The 24,226-nt window shown below is 59.6% G+C and carries 21 protein-coding genes; 18 read left to right on the forward strand and 3 right to left on the reverse strand.

Translation table 11 applies throughout. The features are described from left to right. Positions 1-15 precede the first annotated feature (15 nt). Both cysE and ACXAG1_RS13955 read left to right on the forward strand, forming a co-directional pair. A complete protein-coding gene (gene cysE / locus ACXAG1_RS13950; protein ID WP_475120023.1) occupies positions 16-834 on the forward strand; it encodes a serine O-acetyltransferase in 819 nt (272 codons plus the stop codon). A 63-nt stretch (positions 835-897) separates the two neighbouring features. Next, positions 898-1,764, forward strand: coding sequence for a GNAT family N-acetyltransferase (locus ACXAG1_RS13955; RefSeq protein WP_475120024.1), 867 nt, complete (start codon positions 898-900; stop codon positions 1,762-1,764). 25 nt (positions 1,765-1,789) lie between these two features. On the opposite strand, the gene epmA is transcribed toward ACXAG1_RS13955, so the two are convergent. Together epmA and efp are read right to left on the reverse strand one after the other, a co-directional pair. Further along, positions 1,790-2,743 (reverse strand): EF-P lysine aminoacylase EpmA, encoded by a 954-nt coding sequence (gene epmA, locus ACXAG1_RS13960; RefSeq protein WP_475120025.1) that lies wholly within the window; start codon positions 2,741-2,743, stop codon positions 1,790-1,792. Positions 2,744-2,925: 182 nt separating this feature from the next. Continuing rightward, complete coding sequence (gene efp / locus ACXAG1_RS13965; protein ID WP_475120026.1) at positions 2,926-3,498, reverse strand: elongation factor P; 573 nt, start codon at positions 3,496-3,498, stop codon at positions 2,926-2,928. A gap of 107 nt (positions 3,499-3,605) precedes the next feature. Between efp and epmB the strand changes: the two genes are divergently transcribed. The 10 genes from epmB (at position 3,606) to ACXAG1_RS14015 (ending at position 18,901) form a co-directional block, all read left to right on the forward strand. After that, a complete protein-coding gene (gene epmB, locus ACXAG1_RS13970) occupies positions 3,606-4,655 on the forward strand; it encodes an EF-P beta-lysylation protein EpmB (protein WP_475120027.1) in 1,050 nt (349 codons plus the stop codon). A gap of 278 nt (positions 4,656-4,933) precedes the next feature. Next, positions 4,934-6,817 (forward strand): hypothetical protein, encoded by a 1,884-nt coding sequence (locus ACXAG1_RS13975; RefSeq protein WP_475120028.1) that lies wholly within the window; start codon positions 4,934-4,936, stop codon positions 6,815-6,817. A 280-nt stretch (positions 6,818-7,097) separates the two neighbouring features. Beyond that, positions 7,098-9,179, forward strand: a complete 2,082-nt coding sequence (locus ACXAG1_RS13980; RefSeq protein ID WP_475120029.1) for an EAL domain-containing protein — start codon at positions 7,098-7,100, stop codon at positions 9,177-9,179. A gap of 208 nt (positions 9,180-9,387) precedes the next feature. After that, positions 9,388-11,382 (forward strand): M1 family metallopeptidase, encoded by a 1,995-nt coding sequence (locus tag ACXAG1_RS13985; RefSeq protein ID WP_475120030.1) that lies wholly within the window; start codon positions 9,388-9,390, stop codon positions 11,380-11,382. Between the two features lie 152 nt (positions 11,383-11,534). Further along, positions 11,535-12,749, forward strand: a complete 1,215-nt coding sequence (locus tag ACXAG1_RS13990; RefSeq protein ID WP_475120031.1) for a pyridoxal-phosphate-dependent aminotransferase family protein — start codon at positions 11,535-11,537, stop codon at positions 12,747-12,749. Between the two features lie 151 nt (positions 12,750-12,900). Beyond that, entirely contained in the window at positions 12,901-13,557 is a 657-nt protein-coding gene (locus tag ACXAG1_RS13995; protein ID WP_475120032.1) for an AHH domain-containing protein, read from the forward strand. A gap of 3 nt (positions 13,558-13,560) precedes the next feature. Beyond that, the gene (locus tag ACXAG1_RS14000) at positions 13,561-14,109 is read left to right on the forward strand and encodes a hypothetical protein (RefSeq protein ID WP_475120033.1); all 549 of its coding nucleotides are present in this window, start codon (positions 13,561-13,563) and stop codon (positions 14,107-14,109) included. 240 nt (positions 14,110-14,349) lie between these two features. Continuing rightward, positions 14,350-15,420, forward strand: a complete 1,071-nt coding sequence (locus tag ACXAG1_RS14005) for an efflux RND transporter periplasmic adaptor subunit (protein WP_475120034.1) — start codon at positions 14,350-14,352, stop codon at positions 15,418-15,420. After that, on the forward strand, positions 15,417-18,536 hold the full coding sequence (locus tag ACXAG1_RS14010; RefSeq protein WP_475120035.1) for an efflux RND transporter permease subunit: 3,120 nt from the start codon (positions 15,417-15,419) through the stop codon (positions 18,534-18,536). Before ACXAG1_RS14005 ends, ACXAG1_RS14010 begins: the two co-directional genes overlap by 4 nt. A gap of 173 nt (positions 18,537-18,709) precedes the next feature. Further along, positions 18,710-18,901: a hypothetical protein gene (locus ACXAG1_RS14015; protein ID WP_475120036.1), complete on the forward strand. Its 192-nt coding sequence runs from the start codon at positions 18,710-18,712 to the stop codon at positions 18,899-18,901. A gap of 6 nt (positions 18,902-18,907) precedes the next feature. Here ACXAG1_RS14015 and serB read toward each other — a convergent pair whose 3' ends face one another. Beyond that, complete coding sequence (gene serB, locus ACXAG1_RS14020) at positions 18,908-19,939, reverse strand: phosphoserine phosphatase SerB (RefSeq protein WP_475120037.1); 1,032 nt, start codon at positions 19,937-19,939, stop codon at positions 18,908-18,910. Here serB and ACXAG1_RS14025 point away from each other — a divergent pair. The 6 genes from ACXAG1_RS14025 to ACXAG1_RS14050 all read left to right on the forward strand — a co-directional run bounded on the left by ACXAG1_RS14025 (position 19,938) and on the right by ACXAG1_RS14050 (position 23,954). Further along, complete coding sequence (locus tag ACXAG1_RS14025; RefSeq protein ID WP_475091055.1) at positions 19,938-20,117, forward strand: hypothetical protein; 180 nt, start codon at positions 19,938-19,940, stop codon at positions 20,115-20,117. The genes serB and ACXAG1_RS14025 overlap by 2 nt on opposite strands. After that, positions 20,114-21,208 carry a hypothetical protein gene (locus ACXAG1_RS14030; protein WP_475091056.1) on the forward strand — a complete coding sequence of 365 codons (1,095 nt, stop codon included), beginning with the start codon at positions 20,114-20,116 and terminating at the stop codon, positions 21,206-21,208. The genes ACXAG1_RS14025 and ACXAG1_RS14030 overlap by 4 nt, the downstream gene beginning before the upstream one ends. A 381-nt stretch (positions 21,209-21,589) precedes the next feature. Further along, on the forward strand, positions 21,590-21,862 hold the full coding sequence (locus tag ACXAG1_RS14035) for a hypothetical protein (RefSeq protein ID WP_475091057.1): 273 nt from the start codon (positions 21,590-21,592) through the stop codon (positions 21,860-21,862). Between the two features lie 99 nt (positions 21,863-21,961). Further along, a complete protein-coding gene (locus tag ACXAG1_RS14040; RefSeq protein WP_475091058.1) occupies positions 21,962-22,372 on the forward strand; it encodes a hypothetical protein in 411 nt (136 codons plus the stop codon). Positions 22,373-22,506: 134 nt separating this feature from the next. Next, positions 22,507-23,292 (forward strand): 3-hydroxybutyrate dehydrogenase, encoded by a 786-nt coding sequence (locus tag ACXAG1_RS14045; protein ID WP_475120038.1) that lies wholly within the window; start codon positions 22,507-22,509, stop codon positions 23,290-23,292. Beyond that, the gene (locus ACXAG1_RS14050) at positions 23,277-23,954 is read left to right on the forward strand and encodes a response regulator (RefSeq protein ID WP_475120039.1); all 678 of its coding nucleotides are present in this window, start codon (positions 23,277-23,279) and stop codon (positions 23,952-23,954) included. Before ACXAG1_RS14045 ends, ACXAG1_RS14050 begins: the two co-directional genes overlap by 16 nt. Positions 23,955-24,226 lie beyond the last annotated feature (272 nt).

A 24,226-nucleotide genomic window follows, 5' to 3' on the forward strand; every position in this document is an offset into this window, starting at 1 on the left:
AAGGAGCAAACTCTGATGGAAACAGCCAAAGCCGACGTGACCCAGGACCTGATCTGGGAAGGCATCCGCCGGGATGTATCGGTACAGGTGGAGCGCGAGCCCATTCTGGCGAGCTTTCTGCACGCCACGATTCTCAATCACAACACCCTGGAAGCGGCGCTCAGCTTTCACCTGGCCAATAAACTGGACAGCCCGGTGGCGCCGGCGCTGCTGATCCGCGAGGTGATCGACGAGGCGCTCGATTCCGATGCCACCATCGGCACTGCCGCGCGCGCGGATCTCGCCGCCATCGAGCAGCGCGACAGCGCCTGCCACTCGCTCTACGAGCCCTTCCTGTTCTTCAAGGGCTACCACGCCCTGCAGGCCTGGCGAGTGGCCCATTGGCTGTGGCAACAGAACCGTCGCTCGCTGTCGCTGTTTGTGCAGCACCGCATCTCGGTGGTGTTCGGCGTTGATATTCACCCGGCGGCACAACTGGGGCAGGGCATCCTGCTGGATCACGCCACCGGTATCGTGATCGGTGAGACCGCAGTGGTGGAAGACAATGTATCCATCATGCAATCGGTCACCCTTGGCGGCACCGGCAAGGAATCCGGCGACCGCCACCCGAAGGTACGCTGTGGTGTACTGATCGGCGCCGGCAGCAAAATCCTCGGCAATATCGAAATCGGCCGCTGCTCGCAGATTGCCTCGGGCAGTGTGGTATTGAAACCGGTGCCGGAGAAATCTCTGGTGGCCGGCGTGCCCGCCAAAGTCATCGGCACCGCCAGCTGTGAACAGCCCGCCATCTCCATGGACCAGTGCGCCATCTCCAAGGTGGATCAATTGCGCTGATTCTGCTGTCACAGGTTGCGAACAATAGATACGGCCAACGATTGGCAGGACTATTCTGTAACCATGAAATACAGTCTCAGCGCTAAAAACCTCGTATGCCGCAACCTGGAGAACAAAGCCGGGTACTGCGCCGATCTCTTAAACCCCAAACAGACCAAGGAAATTACCGGCCTGCTGCGCACCGACAGCGGTCTGCTGTCCTCACGCTTTAACCAGGTGGTCAGCAACTCGGTGATGCAACCGCGCATCCTGCAGCGCTTTGTGGTGGACTACTTCGCCGAGCGCCACGCGCCCTTCTCCCTTTGGCACTGCGCCAGCAAATCTCTGGATGACGCGGAATTGGAGGCCCTGAATCTCAGCCGTCAGGCACCGCAGATCGCCATGGCGGCCGAGGTAAAACAGCTGACAAGCGACGAAACACCCCCCGAAGGTCTGGAAATCAAACCCGTCAGCACCGCCGAGGACATCATCGTCTACGGCGACCTTATTGCGGAAATGCAGGACTGCCCGCGGGAGACCGCGCAGATCAAAAAGTTCTACCACCAGCTGGCAGAATTGCCGGAGCACAAACACAGCCGCCTGAAACTGCATTTGGGCCTGCTGGACGGCAAACCCGTCGCCACCGGATGCCTGTTCTCCTCCGCAGACGCCCTCGGCTTCTACGACCTGTGCACACTACCCGACCACCGCGGCCGCGGTCTCGGCACCGCCATGTTCCAGCAGCTGGTAAAAGAAGTGATGAATAGCCACCACAAGCACGCGGTGGCACTGGTCGGCGAGGATCAGCAAGGCCTGTGGTTGAATGCCGGCTTCTACGCCGTCGGTGAAGTCACCTGTTACGAATTTATTCCCGAGCGAGGCAGTGCGCGCACGGCCACAAATCATCACTCGCCGGATAACGAGCTGGATGAAAATCGGAAATCCGCCTGATTATCCAGTAGAAAGTTGCGCGGGCTCAGGCCCGCTCGATCGGAAACGCAATGACCTCATCGATCCGCCCCGCCCCGCAGGCCAGCATCAGCAACCGGTCGACCCCCAGTGCAACGCCGGCACAATTCGGCATCCCCGCGGCCAGCGCCTGCACCAACCGCTCCTCAAACGGATTTACCGGCTTGTCGTTGTCTTCCCGATAATGCTGATCCGCCTCAAACCGCCGCAACTGCTCCGGCGCATCCGTCAGCTCCCAGTAACCGTTCGCCAGCTCCATGCCACCCACATACGCCTCAAACCGCCGCGCCACCGGCACTCCCAGCTCATCCTCCTCCACCCGCGCCAGAGCCGCCTGACTTGCCGGAAAGTCGTAAACCAGGGTAATGCCCTCACCCATAGCCGGCTCGATATGGTGGCTCATCAAAAGGTCCAGACACTCATCCCGCCCCGCCGGCTCAAACGAAATCTCCAACACCCGCGCCAGCACCACCTTTAATTCCTCGAACGACGCCCGATGGGGATCCACATCCAGATGCTGTAGAAACAGCGCCCGATAACTGTACGAGCGTACATGGGAAATCTTCAGCACCCACGACAGAAACTCCCCCACCTCAATCATCAACCGGTGGTCATCCCAGCCCACCCGGTACCACTCCAGCATCGTGAACTCCGGATTGTGCCGCCCCCCGGCCTCCCCATTGCGGAACGCCTTACCCAGGTAATAACAATCCCCAATCCCCGCCGCCAGCAGCCGCTTCAGACCAAACTCCGGGCTCGTCGCCAGAAACGCCGGCGCACCGCTGCAATCGGCCACGATGGAATCGATATGCGGGTCGCTGGTAGCGCGACGAGACAGAATCGGCACCTCCATTTCCAGCACCTGACGCTCGGCAAAGAAACGGCGGATGTCCGCGAGTAAGGTGGCGCGGCGGCGGAGGTTTTCCAGAGGGGCGGTAGGGCGCCAGAGAGATTTAGACATGGGATCAATCAATCGAAAAGATGTACCAGTTTAGCTGCCAACACTCACAAAACGCTGATGCGAAGGAAAACCCCTGCCCAGTGCTTTGCCGCCACAATATTTACCAAGTGCATCCCGCGGAGGCCAAATAAAAAGGGCGAATACCAGAGTATCCGCCCTTCGAAATCGTCAGATCAGGAAGATCAGTCTTCCTTAGCGCGACCCAGGTATTCCGCAGTGCGGGTATCCACCTTGATGGTCTCACCGATCTCCAGGAACAGCGGCACCTTCACTACCGCACCGGTCACCAGCGTCGCCGGCTTGGTACCACCCTGGGCCGTATCACCACGCACACCCGGATCCGTATCGGTAATCTCCAGAATCACATGGTTCGGCGGCGTCACCGCCAGCGGCGCACCGTTGTACAGAGTGACCACGCAAACATCCTGCTCCTTCAACCATTTCGCCGCATCGCCAACCGCCTTCGCATCCGCCTGATGCTGCTCAAACGTCTCCGGCTCCATAAAGTGGAAGAACTCACCGTCGTTGTAGAGATATTCCATATCCCGGTCCATCACATCCGCAGATTCCAGGCTTTCACCGGAACGGAAAGTGCGCTCCCACACACGGCCAGTCTTCAGGTTGCGCAGCTTCACACGGTTGAACGCCTGGCCCTTACCGGGCTTCACGAACTCATTGTCCACAATGGAACAGGGGTCGCCGTCCAGCATCACCTTCAGGCCGCCTTTGAATTCGTTAGTGGAATATGTACCCATGAGCTCCTCGAAATATCAGCATAACGCCGTCAAATTGATTAAACTTCGCGCGGCCCGCCAGGGGCAATTGAGCAGTAACCAGCCACCGCGCCAAAAAACAGCCCGCTATGATACAGCACCGCCAGCCCGCCCGTGAAATCAGCCGCGTCGAAATCGCCAGCGACCGAGCCGAAAGCGCGCCCGCGCGCCGCTGGCAGGAAGAAATGGCCGACCTGGTCACCGACCCACAGGAACTGCTCGACCTCCTGCAATTGGCCCCGCAACAGTTGCCAGCACTGACCGCCGCGTCAGACACCTTCCAACTGCGGGTACCGCGCCCCTTCCTCAAGCGTATCCGCCCCGGCGACCCCCAGGACCCGCTGCTGCTGCAAGTATTGCCCACGGCAGCAGAACTGCAGCCCAACCCCGGCTTCAATGACGACCCGCTGGAAGAGGCCAACGCCAATCCAGTGCCGGGAGTGGTGCACAAATACCGCGGCCGCCTGCTATTGATTACTGCCGGCCAGTGCGCGGTCAACTGCCGCTACTGCTTCCGCCGCGCCTTCCCCTACAGCGACAACCACCTCAACCGCAGCCAGTGGCAACAGGCCCTGGAATATATCCGCAGCCAAAAGGACCTGCGCGAAGTCATCCTGAGCGGCGGCGATCCACTGGTAATGAGCGACAAGCAACTTGGCTGGCTGGCTGGAGAGCTGGAACAGATACCGCAGCTGGACAAGCTGCGCATTCACACGCGCCTGCCCATCGTCGCGCCGTCGCGGGTCAACGACGAGCTCTTGCAGTGGCTCCCCAACAGCCGCCTGAAACCGGTACTGGTACTGCACTGCAACCACGCCAATGAGATCGATAAAGAGGTCGCAGCAGCACTGGCGCGACTGCGCACCGCCGGTGTCACGCTGTTGAACCAGGCGGTACTGCTGCGGGGTGTAAACGACAGCGAAGATGCCCTCGCCGAGCTGTCGGAAAAGCTGTTCGCCAGCGGTGTATTGCCCTACTACCTGCACCAACTCGATCGGGTGCAGGGGGCCGCACACTTCGAAGTAGACGACGATCGCGCCCGCGAACTGGTCGAAGCCGCCCGCCAGCGCCTGCCGGGTTATCTGGTGCCGCGCCTGGTGCGGGAAATACCGGCGGAAAAATCCAAAACTCCGCTGTAATCCCTCCCGCAAATCACCTGTCGCCACGGCAATAGCGGCGAGCCATCCAACCATTCACCGGCGGCTCCGCGCTTGCTTACGGGTGTCCGCCTGCGCACAAAACATCCACCCCAGCCCGCCGGAGAGCCACCCCAAAAGAGCCAACAGGCAACCTGTTCGCGCATATTCATAAGTTTTTTCGCGATTTAGTCGACATTTTGGACGCAATTTTCAACTGGTGCGTTTGTGCAAATTACGCCGCTCCGTATACTGCGCGTATAGCAACTCCGGTTAGTACAATGCAGGACGCAGTAGATACTGAACTCGGGCAACGGGCCCACCCCGGCAGCGAAGCCAGGGCAACATCTGACACCAGACCCGATAACCCCGCGACTCGCCAGGGCGCCCAAACACGCGCCGCACATGCCACACCAATCCCACCACCGGTTCTCGACCTGGAAAGGCTTGCCTGTGGCTGCCGCAACCATCGCCAACTGAAACGCTGGCTACATAGCTACCTGCGGGAAAACCCCACAGATCAGCGGGCCCAGCGCAACGCGGGCACCTTGCGCAGCCTGCTGGCAGAGATTGCCCGCTGGCGAGCGCCGGTACGCCTGCGCCTGGCAAGCCTGGAAGTCCTGCGCCCGGTCGTCGCCGAGCACTGTGGCGTTCTGGCTCTGGGGCAACTGACACAGAGTGACGCCGCGCCCCACAACCAAACCCAGGAACAGCGCCGCGACCTGCTCACCGCGGTCATCCTCTACCAGCATATGGCCCAGGCCTACACCAGTGTCTGCGGCCAGCTCTCTGCCGAGCCGCACACCCTGTTCTTCCGTCGCCGCCTTGCCAGGACCCTGCATCGGGGGATCGACAGCTACCGCCGCCTGATCCAGATCAGCAGTTACTTCTATCTTGCGCCTCCCAAGGGCAGCTGGGCGGGCATACACCGCCTGCTGTTCCTTGCCCGTCAGCACGACCTGTCTCAGCGGCGCGTGCTGGATCCCCTAGCGGGCAGTACTCTGGAACCGCAAAACCCCAGTGCGCGACGTCGTCTCCATCGCTGGGAGAGACTCTGTCAGCCCTACCTGCAAGCGGCCCTGTTTGCCAGTGCCAACCCGCTGCAACTGGCGGAGAATGAGCAGCTCCAGCTATGGCTGTGTTGCGATCGCTGGGCCGGCAGGGCAGCGCTACTGGAAAAGGCCGAAAAATCCGCGCAGACCCTGCTGTGTAACATCAAGCTGGATCAGCCACCGATTCCCGCGGTGCGCCTGCAGCGCAGCCGGGTGGACCTGCGACACTTTTCCATGCCCCTGGGCTGGCCAATAGACCTGACCAGACCGCTGTCTCAGCTGCAGCGACGCCTGCGCCGACCCGGCAACTTGTCCATGGATATGCTGACCCAAGTGCAGGGCATCTGGGCCGGGGAAAAGGCCCGCACGAGTCTGCGCACCCCGGTGGACATACGCTGCCAGGTAGTGATCGGTATCAGCGCCATCTGCTATCAGCTGAAGCAGGGTGGCGAGACCGCTCCGCTATCTTCCGCATTCAGCAATGACACCGGCCAGGGCAGCAGTCTGGTAATGGAAGTCGATTCCATCGATTTTCGCACCGGCCGCGCGCGCAGGGACTACGAGGTTTCCATCTCGGACGACTACACCTACGGAAAGAGCGCTTACGGCAATAGCGGCGCGCTGCCCAGCGCGCCTTCGGTCTCCCGCGGCACAGGCCCCGCAGCCACAGCGCCGCAACAGCGCTATGCCCCCATACCTGCAACCCTGCTCAATACCAGCGACAGCGGCGCCGGCCTGCGCCTGCCTCCCAGCACCCAGGGACGCCTGCACAGTGGCAATCTGATCGCCCTGAAAGTAAAAGAGCGCTGGGAGGTGGGAATGGTGCGCTGGCAGTTTGGGCTCCCGGACCAGTGCCGGGCGGGAGTGGAATTGCTGGGCGGCCACTCCAGTGCGGTGCGAGTACATCGCTATACCAGGGACGGGCGCCGCACCGATCCCATGGCAGGGCTCCTTACCGGTGACGCCGGTCATCCACCGGAACTGCTGCTACCCACCCCCCTGTTTCAGGAAGGAGACACCGTCGACATCGTCGCCGCGGGCCAGTCCCGCACCGTCACCCTGAGCCAGCAGACCCTGCGCACAGGCAGCTTCGCCATCTTCGAATTTTCGTGATCGCGGTGCAGCGGGGCTGCAGGACAGCGGCATAGATCTTGCGACCAGTGCCTTTGACGAGTAATTTCGTTGAAGTCACCGCTTTGTCGCAGGAATTTGGAACCATATCCCATAGTGGCCAACGTGCACTTGTTCACGTTAAATACCACGAACTACACTAGCGGGTTCGCGGTACTGGATCACCCCGCACCCTCGCATAACAAGAGCCAGGGGCAGCTGCACGGAAGCGGTCTTCAGATAGCAAAAACAAACCGCCGCGACGCAGTACAACAGGAACACAATGAGCAGCGACAACACCATCCGCCTACTACTAATCCACGATGTTCCGGCCGAGGCCCAGCGACTGGTGAGCATGCTGCAGAACGCCGGCCGCCCGAACCGCGCCCAGCACGTCGCCAGCGAAGCCGCGCTCACCAAGCTGTTGCAAGAGCACACCTGGGACCTGCTGATCGCCGCCGAACAGGGCAAGCAGCTGGAAGCCGCCACCGCCATCCGCACCATCAACAAGCTACAGAAAGACGTCCCGGCCATACTGCTGACCGAGCGCGAGGGCTCGCAGCCGGTGGTGGAAGGTCTCAAGGCCGGCGCCCGCGATGTGGTCACCATCGATGAAGATCAGCACCTGCTGCTGGTGATCCAGCGCGAGCTCACGGCACTCGAGGAGCGCCGCCAGGCGCGCCAGCACGATCGCCGCTACCACGCCACTCTGAACCGCGCCAAAGAGCTACTGGACAGTTCCAAAGATGCCATCGCCTACATATCCGATGGCCTGATCGTCTACGCCAACGAATCCTTTGCCGAGCGCTTTGGTTACCAAGACCGCGACGATGTCGAATACCAGCCGCTTATCGATATGCTCACCGAGGGTGAGCAGCCAGACGCGCGGGACTTCCTGCGCAACTGCGCCATCAACAACAACGAGGTGGAAGCCCAGGTCTGGCAGTTCACTGCCAGAACCGCCAACGGCACACCGCTGGCCACCAAGGCGGAAGTGCTGTCCACGGTCTACGACGACGAGCGCTGCCTGCAGGTGCGCATCGCCGCCAGCAGCGGCAACACCGAGGAGCTGGAAGCCCAGCTCAGTGAAGCCAAGAACCGCGACGCCGCCACCGGCCTGTACAACCGCCAGCGCTTCGTACAGCTGCTGGATCACGCCATCACTGCCGCCGCCGGCTCCCAGCGCACCGGCGGTCTGATGTATATCGAAATCGATCGCTTCGAAGAGTCCGTACTGCAGGTCATCGGGGTCGCCGGCGCCGACCAGCTGCACAAGAAGTTCGGCGAGCTGCTGCAAAGTGGCGCACGCCGCGGGGATATCATCGCCCGCTACGGCGAGGAAAGTTACTGCCTGCTGATGCCGGAAACTACGCCGGACAGCGCCGAATCCCGCTCAAAGGAACTGCTGAAAAAGGTAGCCGACACCATTTTTGAGTCCGCCGGCAAAACCCTGCACATCACCGCGTCCATCGGTATTTCCCTGATGAGCGAAACGTCCGGCAACGCCGACAAGGTGCTCGAGCAGGCCTCCAAAGCCCATGATCAGGCCACCGCGAAAGGCAACGGCGGCTTCGCCCTGTACGAACCCGACAGCGAGCAGCAGGGCGACGCCGATACCTATCACCGCGCCCGTGTTACCCAGGCGCTGGAGGCCGGCAACTTCAAACTGCTGTATCAGCCGATTCTCAGCCTGCAGGGCAGCGGCGAAAAGCTCTACGAAGTACTGGTGCGCATGGTCGACGGCAAAGAGGAACTCGCCCCCATCGCTTTCCTTGAAGCGCTCGGCGATGCCGGCCTGTCCAACAAAATGGATCGCTGGGTAATCCTCAACGCGGTCAAGGCCGCCGCCGCGCAAAATGCCATGGGCGAGCCGGTTTCGGTGCTGCTGCACCTCACCGCCGCCTCGCTCAAAGACAGCAGCCTCCCGGCGTGGCTCGGCGTCGCCTTCAAAGCCGCCAAAGTCACCCCGAAAACCGTCACCTTCCAGCTGCGCGCCGAAGACATCAACAGCAACCTTCACGCCGCCCGCGACTTTGCCAAACAGGTACAGGACCTCGGCTGCCGCGTTGCCGTGTGCCACTTCGGCACCGGCCTCAGCCCGTTCAAGGCCCTCGAACACGTCAAGGTCGACATCGCCAAGATCGACGCTTCCTTCGTGCGCGAGGTACAGGACGAGGGCGAAGACAGCGAAGCGCTGGTCAAACTCGTCAGCCAGCTGAAAGAAATCGACACCCAGGTCATCGTCCCCCACGTCGAACAGGCCAGCATGCTGCCCACCCTGTGGCAGACCGGCACCGACTATATCCAGGGCTACTATGTGCAGCCACCCGGGGAAGAGATGAGTTTTGATTTCAGTTTGGATTGATACACCGGGCTGATTGCATTCGACCAAAGGGGCAGGCACCTGCCCCTCTATCACTCCAAGCTCCATTCCCCCTGCAGCTTCAATTTCGGTCTACCTTAAAGACCACACTCAAACCAAATTTTCCCGTCACGGCCCCAATTGGGTATTCTGTGCCGCGATGAATTTACCCAGTTCTGAATCCACAAGTACAACAATCACGGAGCCCGCCATGCTGCCCCAATTGTTCCACACCAGCTTCGGCCGTCTGATCGGCGCCGGACTGCTTGCCTGCAGCCTCGTCACACTGAGCGCCTGCAGCAAATCGGAAGACCCCGCAAGACAGAAACAGATCGAAGAGCGCCCCGCTGCCAGCCAGAGCACCGAGGACGCCTCGGCCAACCAGGAAAAGCAGGGCCCGATGGCAGAGAAAGGCGCCCCGGAATCTGGTGTCGACTACCACTCCTTTGCGAACACAGACGACTATCGCGTCAAGCACCTCGATCTGGACCTCACCGCCGATTTTGACAACAAGGTGCTGAAGGGCGAAGCCATCCTCGACATCCAGCGCCTCACCCAGAAAAGCCCCGCGCTGATTCTCGACACCCGCGATATCGACGTCACTGCCGTGCGCGCGGGAGTGGGCAACAGCCTGCAGGACGTGAAATTCAGCATAGGCAAAACCGACCCGAACCTGGGCACCCCGCTGAAGATCAACCTGCCCAAGGGCGCCAACAAGGTCGCCATTCAGTACCAGACCTCCCCCGGCGCCTCCGGCGTACAGTGGCTGGAGCCGCAGCAGACCGCGGGCAAGAAACACCCCTTTCTGTTTACCCAGGCCCAGGCCATTCACGCGCGCAGCTTTATTCCCCTGCAGGACACCCCCCAGGTGCGCATGACCTACAAGGCCACCATCCGCACCCCGCAGGAATTGCGCGCGGTGATGAGTGCCAACAACGATCCGGAAGCGGAACTGGATGGCGTGTTCGAATTTGAAATGCCCCAGGCGATTCCGTCCTACCTGATCGCCATCGGTATCGGCAACCTGGACTTCAAGGCCATGGGTGAGCGCACCGGCGTTTACGCCGAGCCGGAACTGCTGGAAGCCGCGGCAAAAGAGTTCGAAGACACCGAGGACATGCTCGAGGTCACCGAAGAAAACTTTGGCCCCTACCGCTGGGACCGCTACGACCTGCTGATCCTGCCCCCGAGCTTCCCCTTCGGCGGTATGGAAAATCCGCGCCTGTCCTTTATCACCCCCACCGTGATCGCCGGTGACAAGAGCCTGGTGGCGCTGATCGCCCACGAACTGGCCCACTCCTGGTCCGGCAACCTGATCACCAACGCCAGCTGGCGCGACCTGTGGCTGAACGAAGGCTTCACCACCTACCTCACCAACCGCATCATGCAGTTTGTGTACGGTGACGAGCGCTACCAAATGGAAATGGCCCTGGGTTACGACGACCTGAAGGCCGACCTTGCGGACCGCCCGGACAAAGACGAGATCATGGCCATCGACCTGCGCGGCCGCGATCCGGACGAAGTTTTCTCGAATATCCCCTACGAAAAAGGCTCCCTGTTCCTGTACGAACTGGAGCAGAAAGTGGGCCGCGAGAATTTCGACAAATTCCTGATGGAATACTTCAATCACTTCGCGTTCCAGAGCATCACCACCGAAGACTTTGTGAAGTATCTGGATGAGACGCTGCTGAAGCAGTACCCGGACAAACTGGATCGCGCACGTATTCAGGAGTGGATCTTTGAACCGGGTATTCCCGAAGGTGCCCCGCAGCCCACGTCCGACGCTTTCACCAAGCTGGACCCGATCCGCGAGAAATGGCTGAACGGCGAGATGAAAGCCAGCGATATCGACACCAAGGGCTGGACCTTCCATCAGTGGAAATACTTCCTCGACGGCATGCCGGAAAAACTGAGCGAAGATCAGCTGAAAGAACTGGACGGGACCTTTGACCTGACCCAGTCGAAAAACAACGAAATCGTCTTCAGCTGGCTGATGATCGCCGTGCGCAACGACTACGAGCCGGCCAACCAACGCCTGGAAGATTTCCTGGTAAGCATCGGCCGCAACAAGTTCCTGCGCCCGCTATACCGCAACATGGTGGAAAGCGGCAAGACCGACGAAGCCAAGCGTATCTTCGAGAAAGCCAAGCCGGGTTACCATCCGCTGACTGTGAAGGTGAACAGCAAGATTATTTACGGCGACTGATTCCCACCTCTGTTTCGCCACTGAAACAGAAAAGCCCCGCGGTTCGCGATAGCCCGGGGCTTTTTTTGTAGATAAACAGCCGGCATTCACCACCGCGATGTGATAAAAATGGCAACGCCTATTTTTACACAACCGATTTACTGAAGCTCACCATGGAAGACGCCACCGGAGTAGGAATGCTCCCCGCCCCCTCTATCGTATCGCTCAACGAAATACTGCCTGCCGAACCCTTACTGATGATGGGTGCCGGGCCTGTACCAATTCCCGAAGCCGTGGCCAACGCTAACCGCAATGTGATCAATCACCTCGGCACTACCATGTCCCGGATCATCCGCCAGGTAAAGGAGATGTCCCAGTACGTCTTCCAGACGCGTTCGCCGTGGATTCTGGGCGTTGCAGGCCCCGGGTCGGCCGCCATGGAAATGGCGATCGCCAATCTTGTCACTCGCAACACGAAAGTCCTCTGTGTGTGCAATGGCTGCTTCAGCCAGCGAATGGCAGAAATGTGCCAGCGCCTCGGTGCAAATATTGAAACCCTGCAAAGCCCTGAGAAATCACAGGTCGAACTCGATCACTTTGCTACTGCGATCGAAAAATTTCAGCCCGATTGCATTACGATCGTTCAGGGCGAAACCTCCAATACCACTTTCAATCGACAATTACCCAAGCTCGCTGCAGAGGCCAGGAAAAGAGGCTGTATCACTATCGTCGACGCGGTGTGCACCCTCAGCACTATGCCGTTGCAGATGGAAGAATGGGGGATTGATGCGGTAATCACCGGTGGGCAGAAAGGTCTATCTTCAATCCCCGGCGTTTCCCTCGTTGCCTTCTCGGAAAATGCCTGGGACCGAATCCAAAGCCGCTCATGGACACCGGCGCACTGGTGCCTCGACGCCAGCCTTGCAGAAAATTTTTGGCATAAAGGCTCGTACCACTACACGGCACCCGTTTCCGGCGTATTGGCATTACACGAAGCCCTACGATTGATTTGTCTGGAAGGGTTGCAGGCGCGTTTCCAACGACACGAGCGCTGCTCACTCGCACTTCAGAAAGGCATCCAGGCAATGGGGCTCAACCTGTTTGTACCCGAAGAAAGCCGCCTGAACTCGGTAATTGGTATCGAGGCGCCAGAACAGGTCAGTAATCGCGATATTTGTACGACCATGTCAGCAAAATACCAGGTAGAAATTTCCGGGTCCTTTGGCTTGCCCATCGTCCGTATCGGGCAGATGGGGGAACAGTGCCGTGCGCAGAACCTATTCCGGACACTACATGCACTTGGCTGCACCATGCGGGATCTGGGCGTTGCGGTGGATATCCCTCGCGGCATGGGTGAGCTTGAGAGCTTGCTTATTTGCTCTGGGTAAGTCAACGGAAAAGATGGTTCCAGATAATACTGCACTGGGCGGGGTGGATTTCGCATTTTGCAAAATTAACTTCACGCTGCCTTGGCGACCTCAGCGCACTCGTGGTTCAATGCAAAAAAATCGGATTTGAATAAGATAAGGGATTCATCTTATGCCGCTGCTAGAAGATCTGGAAGGCCGGTCGCACCACCGCCAAAAGTCTTTGCTCGACTGTGCAATAGAAAATTTTGGTGAGCTTCCTGAAAAAATTTCCATTTCAGAAGAACAGGCATTGCTTGGCTATATCCAATGCTTAGCCAGTGTCGATGCGGGCTTACAGAAATATCGCAGAGATTCTGATGGCTGGAGTAACAAGCAGTTTCGCGAAGAAACTCACGACTCATCCAAGCTGGCCGCCAACATGGCAAGGAACCGAAAGCCTTGCCCCATACCGCGCATTAAGGGAATACCCGCTGAAACGCCGAATCGCGTTGAGGCTCACCATATCGTCCCTGGCGCTGATTTACGCTTCGATAAAGCCCAACTCCTTCGTGCTCGATTGGCGCGAGCGAAGGTTCGTATCAACGACCCCGATAACGGCGCCGGGTTACCCAAGACTTCTAGGGACAAGATTCCGCAACACCCCAACGCCGTACCACATCGAAGAATTCATCGCGAAGGGTATTACCGGTTTTTGACGGGCATCCTCTCTACCGAAAGAAACAAAATCATGTTCAGAGTAAAACTGGACCTGATTGGTCGCATGCTCCAAAACGGCGACATCCCCGAGTGGGTAATGCTTCCCAAACACGCACTCCCTGAAGAATAACGAATGATTTACCGCCTGGATTTTGACAGAGAAAACTTCTTCTGTATCGACTTGGATCAAGACGACATGGAAGAGCGGATGGGAGATCTCTATTACCCCGAGGGGCTTCCGTTATCCGATGTTTGGACCGAAACCCTTGGAGAACTCTATGACGGGCTTGGAAAGAATCGGGCGTTGAACACGCCGGATATTGCGAGCTGGGAGGGAGCGCCCGTATTTAATGAACAAGCCTTTCAACTATTGGGAAATAACCTGAAAAGCGCAGGCGAGTTTTTACCAGTAACAATCAATGGCGGACCATGGTTTATTTTCAACACGCTGGCTGTTTCGAATGCGATTGATCATGCGCATAGTGAGCAAAATTTGCGAGGCGGAATTTACATGGGCTTGAAGTCTCTTAACTTTATCGAAGGCGAAGTGGGGGAGTACTTGCTATTCAAAACGGATTTCGATGAAAGAGTGGGCATTTATTGTACAGAAACATTCAGGAGTCTGATCCGTGATTGTGGGGTTACCGGACTAAAGCTTCGAAAAGATTTACATTGCCCATAAACTGTCCATTGGGTTCACCCTTCCTTATTTTCAAACTGCCAACCCCATCTACCCCGGATTTTCAGCCACTCATCGAATCACTTCCCGCCGCCCATTTGGCGGGAGGTAAATTTATGTAAATCTCCTCAATCCTGACATTTCATCCCTTTATTCTGGCCTGAAAGTTGCTGCACTTGGTGCCAGACTTGTGCCCGCAGGAAACTACATAACGCCGCTGACCATCAGGTATTTCCAATCATCATGAAATTGATCCGCGCTTTCGGAACCATTCGCGCGAGCGTCTTCGCGTTGCTCGCAACTTTCTCCACCCCATCCACCCTCCACGCCCAGGGACCCAATGCCGGCCCAGTACCCGTGCGCGCGGCCACCGTGGAGCTGGAGCAGATCTCCAACCCGGTGGAGGCGCTGGGTACCGCCAGGGCCTGGGAGTTTGTCTCCCTGCGTGCGGGGGTGACCGAACATATCAGCAAGATTCATTTCGAAAGTGGCCAAAAGGTGAAAGCCGGTGAGGTGCTGGTGGAACTGAGCCACGGTGAGGAACTGGCGGAACTGGCGGGGGCACGCGCCACATTAGAGCGCTTTGAGCGGGATGAAAAACGCCTGCGTGGCCTGGTGAACAAAAACCTGACCACCCGCGAGCAGTGGGAAGCGGTGCAGACCCAGGTGGCAGAGACCCGCGCGCTGATCGATGGCCTGCAGGCGCGCATCGACGATCGCATTATCCGCGCGCCGTTCGACGGTCAGCTGGGGCTGCGCAATATCAGCGTGGGCAGCCTGGCCACCCCCACCACCGAGATCACCACCATTCAGGAAATCGACCGGCTGAAGCTGGACTTCACCGTACCCGAGCGGCAGTTGTCCGCGATTTCCGGCGGCATGAAAATTGAGGCCATGAGTCAGGCGCACCCCAAGCGGGTATTCAATGGCGAGGTGATGATTGTGGAAGCGCGTGTGGATCCGCAGACCCGCGCCTTTACCGTACGCGGCCGTCTCGACAACCCGGACAGCGACCTCAAGCCGGGGATGCTGCTGCGGGTGAAGATCATCAGCAATCCGCGCCAGGCCCTGACCATTCCCGAGGCGGCGCTGGTGCCGCTGGCGGGCGACCAGTCGGTGTTTGTGGTGAAGAAAACCGAGGGCGGGCATATGGTGCAGCGCCGCGCGGTGGAAATTGGCCAGCGCTACCGGGGCAAGGTGGAGGTGCTCTCCGGTCTCAATCAGGGGGATCAGGTAGTGACCCGCGGCACCCTGCATATCCGCGACGGCCAGGCGGTTTCCATTACCGCTGAAGAGGGAGCGGCCAGCCAATGATCATCAGTGATACGGCGGTCAAACGCCCGGTCTTTGCGCTGGTTCTGGCGCTGTTGCTGGTGGTGTTCGGCCTGATCAGTTTTGACCGGCTGGCACTGCGGGAATACCCGGATATCGACCCGCCCATTGTATCCATCGACACCAATTACCCGGGTGCCTCGGCGGATATTGTCGAGACCCGTATCACCCGTCTGATCGAGGACCGCATTGCCGGGATCGAGGGGATCAAGACAGTTACCTCATCCAGCACCGACGGGCGCTCGCGGATTTCCATCGAGTTCAATATCAACCGCGACGTGGATGGCGCGGCCAACGATATCCGCGACCGGGTTTCCGGGGTGCTGAACAACCTGCCGGTAGAGGCGGATCCCCCCGAGATCGAAAAGGTCGACAGCAGCGACGACGTGGTGATCTGGCTGAATCTCACCTCCGATCGCATGACCGTGCCGGAACTCACCGATTATGCCAATCGCTACCTGGTGGACCGTTTCTCGGTGCTGGACGGTGTGGCGCGGGTGCGGGTGGGCGGGGCCAAGGACTTTGCCATGCGTATCTGGCTGGACCGCGGCGCCATGACCGCGCACAACGTTACCAGCGCGGATATCGAACAGGCCCTGCGCGCGGAAAACCGCGAGCTGCCGGCGGGCTATCTGGAATCCATCGATCGCCAGTTCACCCTGCGCCTGCAGCGCCAGTTCCAGAGTGCCGAGGATTTTGCGCGGCTCGCGATCGCCACCGGCGACAGCGGCCATGTGGTGCGCCTGGGTGACGTGGCCCGCGTCGAGCTGGGTTCCGCAGAAGACCGTTCCACCTTCCGCGGCAATGGCGAACCCATGGTGGGTATCGGTATTACCCGCCAGTCCACCGGCAATATTGTGGCGGTGGCAGAAGCGGCCAAGGCGGAGATGGACAAGGTCAACAAGACCCTGCCGGACGGCATGCGCCTGAGCCAGAGTTACGACGCCTCGGTATTTGTGTCCGAGGCGATCAAGGAGGTGTACACAACGCTGATTATTGCGGTGATTCTGGTCACCCTGGTGATCTACCTGTTCCTCGGTAACTGGCGCGCGACCCTGGTGCCGGCGGTGACGGTGCCGGTTTCCCTGATTGCCACTTCCATCCTGCTCTACGCGTTTGGTTTCAGTATCAACCTGCTCACCCTGCTGGCACTGGTGCTCGCCATCGGTCTGGTGGTGGACGATGCCATCGTGGTGCTGGAAAACATATTCCGGCGCATGGACGAATACGGCGAGCCGCCACTGCTGGCCGCCTATCGCGGTGCGCGCGAGGTGGGTTTTGCGGTGGTGGCCACCACGCTGGTTCTCGTCGCCGTGTTTGTGCCGATCACTTTTCTCGAAGGGGATATCGGCCGGCTGTTTTCCGAGTTCGCACTCACCATGTCCGCGGCGGTGATCTTTTCTTCCATCACCGCACTGACCCTGTCGCCGATGCTGGCGGCAAAGCTGATTCGCCCCAACGATCAGCACAATGCCGCCACCCGCTTTATGGACAATGCACTGACCCGCATACAGCGGGTGTATGGCCGCGGCCTGAATGTGCTGCTGCGCAGGCACTGGATTGCCGGATTGGTATTTGTTGGCGTGATGGCATTTGCCGCGCTGTCGTTCCGGCTTATCCCCACCGAGTATGCGCCGCGGGAAGACCGCGGTTCCTTCTTCCTGCTGGTCAACGGCCCCGAGGGCGCCAGCTACCAGTACATGCAGGAATACATGGACATTATCGAGGCGCGGCTGATGCCGCTGGTGGAAAAAGGCTACGTAAACCGCCTGCTGGTGCGCTCGCCGCGCTCTTTTGGCACCTCCGCCACCTTCAACACCGGCATGGTGATTTTCACCCTGGCCCCCTGGGGCGAGCGGCCATCCGGATTTGAATTGATGAACCAGGTGCGCGAAGCGGTTAAGGACCTCAGCGGGGTGCGCGCCTTCCCGGTGATGCGCCAGAGCTTTGGCGGTGGCCTGGGTAAGCCGGTGCAGTTTGTGCTGGGTGGCAGCAGCTACGAGCAGCTGACCCAGTGGCGGGATCAGCTGAGTGCAGCCATCGACGAGTCCAACCCGGGCCTGCTGGGTGTGGACTGGGACTACAAGGAAACCCAGCCGCAGCTGCGCATCAATGTGGATTACGAGCGCGCCGCAGATTTGGGCGTACAGGTCAGCGATGTGGGCACCACCCTGCAGACCATGTTCGGATCGCTCCGCGCCACCACCTTTATCAATAACGGTGAAGAGTACGACGTGATCCTCGAGGGCGAGCGGGAAATGCAACGCACCCCGGACAGCCTGGAGAATCTCTATGTGCGCTCCAAAACTACCGGTGAAATGATTCCCCTGCAGAGCCTGGTGGAAGTGAGCGAGTACGCGGATTCACCGCAACTGCAGCGCTACAACCGGGTGCGCTCCATTACCCTCGACGCCAACCTGGCGGACGGCCTGGTGCTTGGCGAGGCTCTGCAATACCTGAATCAGCTGGCGGAGGAAAATCTCGAGGGTTCGCCGGTGATCGACTACAAGGGTCAGTCCAAGAGCTTCCAGGATTCCAGCAATACCATTCTGTTCGCGATCCTGCTGGGAGCCCTGGTGGTATTCCTGGTACTCGCCGCCCAGTTCGAAAGCTTCGTGCACCCGCTGGTGATTATGTTCACCGTGCCCCTGGCCATGGCCGGTGCCTTGCTGGGCCTGCTGCTCACCAATCAGTCGCTGAATATCTACAGCCAGGTGGGACTGATCATGCTGGTGGGGCTGGCGGCCAAGAACGGCATTCTGATCGTGGAATTTGCCAACCAGCTGCGCGATCGCGGTGTAGAGTTTGGCCAGGCTCTGCGCCAGGCCTCGGAAACCCGCCTGCGCCCTATTCTGATGACCGGCATCACTACCGCTGCCGGTTCGCTGCCACTGCTGTTGTCCTCCGGTGCCGGCTCGGAAACCCGCGCGGTGATCGGTACCGTGGTGCTGTTCGGGGTATTGGCGGCAACGCTGTTTACCGTCTATATCGTGCCGGTGGCTTACGATGTGCTGGCGCGGCGCACCGGATCACCGGGCCAGGTAGCGCGGGACGTGGATGCGCTCGAAGCAGAGCATCCGGTGCAAAAAGGAGATTGATTGGCGCCGATTATCACCGGGGGCTATCGGCGCCGACGCTTTTCTCTTAATCTTCTGCGCACTTTCACGTGCCGGGTGCAACTTTTTCCGGGCCCGGTGCGTCTATTGATTGCCGGTCACAACACCACCGGCATCATCGGAAAGACACTGCAAAACGCTGACAGGGACTCAACATGTTGATGGGTAAGCGCACACTCGCCGCCATTGTACTGATCATATTCGCGCTGTTTTTAGCCGCCTGTAACAAGCAGGCCTGCTACAAGGACGGCAACAACAAGCGCAAACCGCCAATTCCGTTCGCCAGCGTGGTCAGCGAATTCGCACCGGTGGCGGGACTCGCCGGCGCCTACACCACCCTTCACTGAGCGAAATTACGCGCCTTCGTGCAGCAGTTGCGCGATTTGCCGGTCGTTGAGGCCAAACAGGTACAGCGCTGCATCCAGGCCAAAGCCGTCAATCGCCTGCGGCGCCTCGGCGCGCACCTTGGGCTTGGCGTGGAAGGCGATTCCCAGCGCTCCCAATGCCAGCATCGGCAGATCGTTGGCACCATCTCCCACCGCAATCACCTGATCCAGGGGCAGCTCCAGCTCTTGCGCAATCTCCTGCAGCAGTAGCGCCTTGCGCGCACCGTCCACAATCGGATCGATCACATTACCGGTCAGTGCGCCGCCATCGAACTCCAGCAGGTTTGCGTGCACAAAATCCACCGCCAGGTGGTTTTCGCGCAGGTAGTTGGCGAAATAGGTAAATCCGCCGGAGAGAATCGCGCTCTTGCAGCCGAGGGCTCGCAGGGCGAGCAGCAGACGCTGGGCACCGGGCATAATCGGAATCCGCGGGGCAATTTCCGCGAGGCTGGCCTCGGTAAAGCCTTTCAGCAGGCTCATGCGCTTGCGGAAGCTCTGCTGGAAGTCCAGCTCACCGCGCATGGCAGACAGGGTAATTTTCGCCACCTGGTCGCCAACGCCGGCGATCTTGGCGAGCTCGTCAATAACTTCCGCCTGGATCAGGGTGGAATCCATATCGAAGCAGGCCAGTTTCGGTGCGCGCTGGGTTACCCCCGCCTGCAACACCAGCTCCAGTCCCAGTGACTGCCCGAGATCCAGCAGCGCGAGGCGCGCCGCGGCAAAGGCGATATCGCCCTCCAGCTGAATCCGTACCACCTTGCAGTCGGCGCGGGCCGCCAGGATATCCAGTGCCACCGGGCGCCACTGGTCCGCATTCACAAATGCGGCCAGTTTTTCCAGCTGCGCTGCCTCAATGTCTCCGGCAAGTACTGTCAGACACCAGGGAGCGGTTACCGCGGCGGGCTTTTCCGGGAGCGCCCGGGCGACGGGTAAGGCAAAGGCGGACGCGCAGTGGGCGGCGAGGGATGCGTACTGGGAAGTGGGGGAGTTGGCGTCCATGACTGACTCTTTCTTGTTAACGGCTGCCGGCGGCGATTGCCGGCAAATTGACCGGCCCGGCAGCAAAACCTGCCGCAACCCGGCGAAATGGCCGCGCATTATAGCCCGGCGCGTTTTTTCGCTGAAGAAGTGGGATAAAATCAGCGGCTGTACTGCCAGCGAATGCATAACAAGATGAAAAACCTTCTCGCCAGCCTGTCCGGACTCTCAGCCAGCCTGCCCCAGTGGCTGGCCGGTCTTAGCCGCAACCAACAGCGCCATTTGCTCGCCGCCACCATCTGGCTGACCCTCGCCGGTTTCTGTGTCGCCACCCTCGGCCACGCCTACAGCCAGCAGTTATCCACAGCCAAACGCCAAGACCGCGCCAGCGCCCAGGCCGCCGCCAGACTGCTCGCGGGCCAGAGTCTGCAACAGATCGTCGCCGGTGACCGTATCAGCCTGCAGTTACTGGCACAGCAGACCCTGGAGCTGCCCGCGGTGCACGGCGTGACCATCCAGGACGTGGATTCCAGTCCCCTGGCACAGACCGGTGTGCGCGACCGCGGCGAGATGATCACCGAGCCTGTGGTACTCCACGACAGCTTCGCCGGCAGCGTCGCGCTGAATATCCAGCCCGGCTCCGGGGTCGGTTACCCCTGGGCGAGCTTGCTGCTGTGCCTGATCTTCGCCCTGCCATTCAGCGCCGCCTGCGCGCTGGCCATTACCCAGCTGGTATCCGCCAAACCCCAGCAGCGCAAACCACTACTGGTCCCCAAAGCCCAACCCAAACCGCCCCCGGAAGTCACCGCCGGCCTCTACCTGCGCCCGCTGAACTGGGCCCAGCTCGGCAACCAGCTTTCCCGCAGCGCGCTGGATAATCTGCAGAGTGAACTGGAACAGCGCCTGCAGCTGCTCACTCGCATATACGACGCCCGCCCGCTGCCCAGCGCCGGTCCATTTGTGGGTCTCGGCTTCGCCGGTGAAGACGCCGCCTTTCGCGCAATATGCGCAGGCCTGCTACTGCGCGGCCTGCAACAGTCCAGCCGCGCCACCGGCCTGCAACTGGCGCTGTCCGTGTTGCCGGCAAAACCGGAACAGTTCGATTTCAACGGCGAACAACTGCTCAGCCAGTCCCGCGGCCTGACCCTGCACCCGCAATTGCTGGATGACGAGTCGCTGGAAAATCGTATCCAGTGCCACACCACCAGTTGGGGCGCCGAGGTGACCGGGTTGAATCCGAAATTGCAGCAGTTGCTGGATAATCAGTTGCAGCAATTGGTTAGCGCCTGAGCCCCTAGACGAGGCCGTTTACACCTCCTGTGGCGGTGACGCTGCCGGGTGCAACTTTGCGAGACACGCCGTGAACCCATCCATGGGGGCTCTTCCGCGAGGTCCCTCTCGCAGAAGGTCTCGCAAAGTTGCACCCGGCAGCGCCACCTTCGCTCTTGACCACTCTACGCAAAACTACATCCACTTATATCCCGTCTCTCCGTCATAACTTTTTAGTTGTTGATATTCATCGCAACGGGTCGTGATTGCTCCTGCGCCACCCTTTAATAACTTTCACTTGGGTTTCGAACCAGTTTCGCCGGTTGTCAACAGACGTTTTTGACCGGTGGGTGGCTCGAAGGAAAGTAAGAAAGTTACCCGCCTGCGGGCGCGGAGGTTTTCATGAAGCGTTCACTCGGAGGACTCGCCGGGGCATTGGGGGCAGCGGCACTGCTGACGCTCACCGGTTGCACCAGCATGGAGGACATGACTGACACGACCACAGCGGTAAACCGAACTGGCGAAGGCCCCGGTTACTACTCGGTAAAAGGCCGTTACTACCACTGCCACCAGAACGGGAAATGCCACAACGTGCGCAACCCCAGTTACTACCAGCGCGGCAGTGGTGACTATCGCCACGATCTGCCCAGGCACCGCGTCAATCAGCCCCGCTGATTGCCTTCTCATCGCTGATCAGTCAATGAACCCGGTGCACCTACTGCCCGCGTGAACGCGTACAGCCCCGCACCAAAAACCGCATCGCGGAGGTCTCACATGAATCGCATCGTTAAAAAAGCCCTAATGGCCTTAACGGTTTTCGGCAGCCTGACCCTGGGTGCCTGTGTCTCGGACGGCTACTACAGCTCCAGCACCACAGGCTATTCCACCTACCCGTACTCACGCCCCTATGTCTACCCCTCGGGCAGTGTCTCCTTCTACTATTCGTCACCGCGCTATTACCGCTACGGCGCCTATCCCCGTTACTACCGCGGTGGCTACTATCGCTATCACGGTCGCCACTACTACAACCGTCCGGGCTATCGCCCCGGTAAACCTGGATATCGTCCCGGCCGTCCTGGGCATCGCCCTCCGCACGCGTCACATCGCCCAGGTCGCCCCGCTCATCGTCCAGGTCGTCCGGCGCATCGTCCTTCTCGCCCGGCTCGCGGTGGTCGCCGCCGCTAACAGGGTGTATTGAAACCCTCATGAGAGAAGCCGCCTGCGGGCGGCTTCTCGCGTTTCATACCTTGGTCATACAGACCCGTATCTCCTCCCGCTGCTAGGATCTTCATAAATAAAAATGCATGCGGGAGTTTGCCGTGCACAAAGATTCATCACACGCCGTTCTGATCACCGGTTCCACCAGTGGAATCGGACTGGCCATGGCCCACTGTTTCGGGCGCGCCGGCTACCACGTGATGCTGCATGGCCTCGCCGACCGGGACAGCGCGCAGGCGCTACTGGCAGAGTTCGCGCACTACAGTGGCAATAGCGGCTTCAGCAGCGCCGACCTGTCGACCGAAGATGGTTGCGCGCAGCTGGTGAGTGACACCCGCGAAGCCATCGGCAACCCCTCGGTACTGGTAAACAACGCCGGCATCCAGTTCACCGCCCCCGCCCACGATTTTCCCGCGGAAAAATGGCAACAGATTCTCGCGATCAATCTCAGTGCAGGCTTCTACCTGAGCCGCGACCTGCTGCCGGCGATGCGCGCGGCGAACTGGGGTCGCGTGATCAATATTGCCTCGGTGCACGGACTGGTGGCATCCGAACACAAGGCGGCCTATTGCGCCGCCAAGCACGGACTGATCGGCCTGACCAAGGTACTGGCATTGGAGAACGCGGATTGCAATATAACCGCCAATGCGATCTGCCCGGGCTGGGTAGAGACACCGCTGATTCAACCGCAGATCGAGGCAATCAGCCGCGAGCAGCAGGTAGATCTGGAGTCAGCACGGGCGGAGCTGGTAGGTGCCAAGCAACCGATGGCCAAGGCGAGCAAGCCTGAGGCCATTGGCGAGCTGGCGCTGTATTTGTGTGGCGATTTTGCCAGCACCATTACCGGTGCGGCGCTGCCGGTGGACGGTGGATGGACCGCGCAGTAGTATCCTTCGCACCCGATCAATTTATCCTGCAGGGTGCTGCCGTGAATTATCAGTTGTTGATTGCCGACGATCATCCGCTTTACCGCGATGCGTTGGCGACCACCCTTTCCAGTCATTTCCCCAATTCAGATCTGCTGCAGAGTGAGGATCTGGATTCGACCCTTGAGCGGCTTTCCCAATCTGAAGTCGATTTACTGTTACTGGATTTGAATATGCCGGGCAGTGAGGGCTTTTCGGGACTCGCGCGTATCCGCAACGATTTCCCGGCGGTGCCGGTGGTTGTGGTTTCCGGCAGTGACAAGCACTCGGTGATCCAGCAGGCGTCCAGCCTGGGTGCCAGTGGCTTTCTTTCCAAGACGGCGCGGCCGGATGAGATTCTGCAGTGCATTGAGTGCGTGCTTGCGGGAGATCAGTGGTTCAGTGAGGAGGCTTTACAGGCGGAGCCTGAGTCGGCGCTGGCGGAGAAGTTAAACCAACTCACCCCACAGCAGTTGAAGATCTTTCAGATGATTGCGCAGGGGATGCTGAACAAGCAGATTGCATACGATCTGGATATTACCGAACCCACCGTAAAGAGCCATGTCACTGCGATTTTGCGCAAGTTGGAATTGCGGGATCGGAAGCAGTTGATTCGTGAGGCTCAGGCTCTTATTCAACTCTGAGTCTGGTTTTGTGCTTCGTAGCTTTTTATTCGGAGCTCTGGTCTTCTTTTTGTGGCGGTGAAGCAGCGGGTATTCGTTTTTGAAACCGCTGTGAATACATCCCTGTACGCTGCGTCGGCGACGTCCCTGTCGCCGACGCTTTCAAAAACGAATACCCGCCACTTCCCCTTCAATTCTTAGTTCTACACTTCGTTAGCATTTCGCAGTTCGAAGCTAATTGCTTGAAGCGAAGGCTGGGTGCCGGGTGCGGGTTTTCAGGAGCGTCGCAAACA

Source organism: Microbulbifer sp. ABE4_465, assembly GCF_056160765.1.

What these genes read in the sequence shown, in the direction of transcription:
- cysE (WP_475120023.1), top strand. Translation starts at nt 16, where the DNA reads ATGGAAACAGCCAAAGCCGACGTGACCCAGGACCTGATCTGGGAAGGC.
- ACXAG1_RS13955 (WP_475120024.1), top strand. Translation starts at nt 898, where the DNA reads ATGAAATACAGTCTCAGCGCTAAAAACCTCGTATGCCGCAACCTGGAG.
- epmA (WP_475120025.1), bottom strand. Translation starts at nt 2,743, where the DNA reads ATGTCTAAATCTCTCTGGCGCCCTACCGCCCCTCTGGAAAACCTCCGC.
- efp (WP_475120026.1), bottom strand. Translation starts at nt 3,498, where the DNA reads ATGGGTACATATTCCACTAACGAATTCAAAGGCGGCCTGAAGGTGATG.
- epmB (WP_475120027.1), top strand. Translation starts at nt 3,606, where the DNA reads ATGATACAGCACCGCCAGCCCGCCCGTGAAATCAGCCGCGTCGAAATC.
- ACXAG1_RS13975 (WP_475120028.1), top strand. Translation starts at nt 4,934, where the DNA reads ATGCAGGACGCAGTAGATACTGAACTCGGGCAACGGGCCCACCCCGGC.
- ACXAG1_RS13980 (WP_475120029.1), top strand. Translation starts at nt 7,098, where the DNA reads ATGAGCAGCGACAACACCATCCGCCTACTACTAATCCACGATGTTCCG.
- ACXAG1_RS13985 (WP_475120030.1), top strand. Translation starts at nt 9,388, where the DNA reads ATGCTGCCCCAATTGTTCCACACCAGCTTCGGCCGTCTGATCGGCGCC.
- ACXAG1_RS13990 (WP_475120031.1), top strand. Translation starts at nt 11,535, where the DNA reads ATGGAAGACGCCACCGGAGTAGGAATGCTCCCCGCCCCCTCTATCGTA.
- ACXAG1_RS13995 (WP_475120032.1), top strand. Translation starts at nt 12,901, where the DNA reads ATGCCGCTGCTAGAAGATCTGGAAGGCCGGTCGCACCACCGCCAAAAG.
- ACXAG1_RS14000 (WP_475120033.1), top strand. Translation starts at nt 13,561, where the DNA reads ATGATTTACCGCCTGGATTTTGACAGAGAAAACTTCTTCTGTATCGAC.
- ACXAG1_RS14005 (WP_475120034.1), top strand. Translation starts at nt 14,350, where the DNA reads ATGAAATTGATCCGCGCTTTCGGAACCATTCGCGCGAGCGTCTTCGCG.
- ACXAG1_RS14010 (WP_475120035.1), top strand. Translation starts at nt 15,417, where the DNA reads ATGATCATCAGTGATACGGCGGTCAAACGCCCGGTCTTTGCGCTGGTT.
- ACXAG1_RS14015 (WP_475120036.1), top strand. Translation starts at nt 18,710, where the DNA reads ATGTTGATGGGTAAGCGCACACTCGCCGCCATTGTACTGATCATATTC.
- ACXAG1_RS14025 (WP_475091055.1), top strand. Translation starts at nt 19,938, where the DNA reads ATGACTGACTCTTTCTTGTTAACGGCTGCCGGCGGCGATTGCCGGCAA.
- serB (WP_475120037.1), bottom strand. Translation starts at nt 19,939, where the DNA reads ATGGACGCCAACTCCCCCACTTCCCAGTACGCATCCCTCGCCGCCCAC.
- ACXAG1_RS14030 (WP_475091056.1), top strand. Translation starts at nt 20,114, where the DNA reads ATGAAAAACCTTCTCGCCAGCCTGTCCGGACTCTCAGCCAGCCTGCCC.
- ACXAG1_RS14035 (WP_475091057.1), top strand. Translation starts at nt 21,590, where the DNA reads ATGAAGCGTTCACTCGGAGGACTCGCCGGGGCATTGGGGGCAGCGGCA.
- ACXAG1_RS14040 (WP_475091058.1), top strand. Translation starts at nt 21,962, where the DNA reads ATGAATCGCATCGTTAAAAAAGCCCTAATGGCCTTAACGGTTTTCGGC.
- ACXAG1_RS14050 (WP_475120039.1), top strand. Translation starts at nt 23,277, where the DNA reads ATGGACCGCGCAGTAGTATCCTTCGCACCCGATCAATTTATCCTGCAG.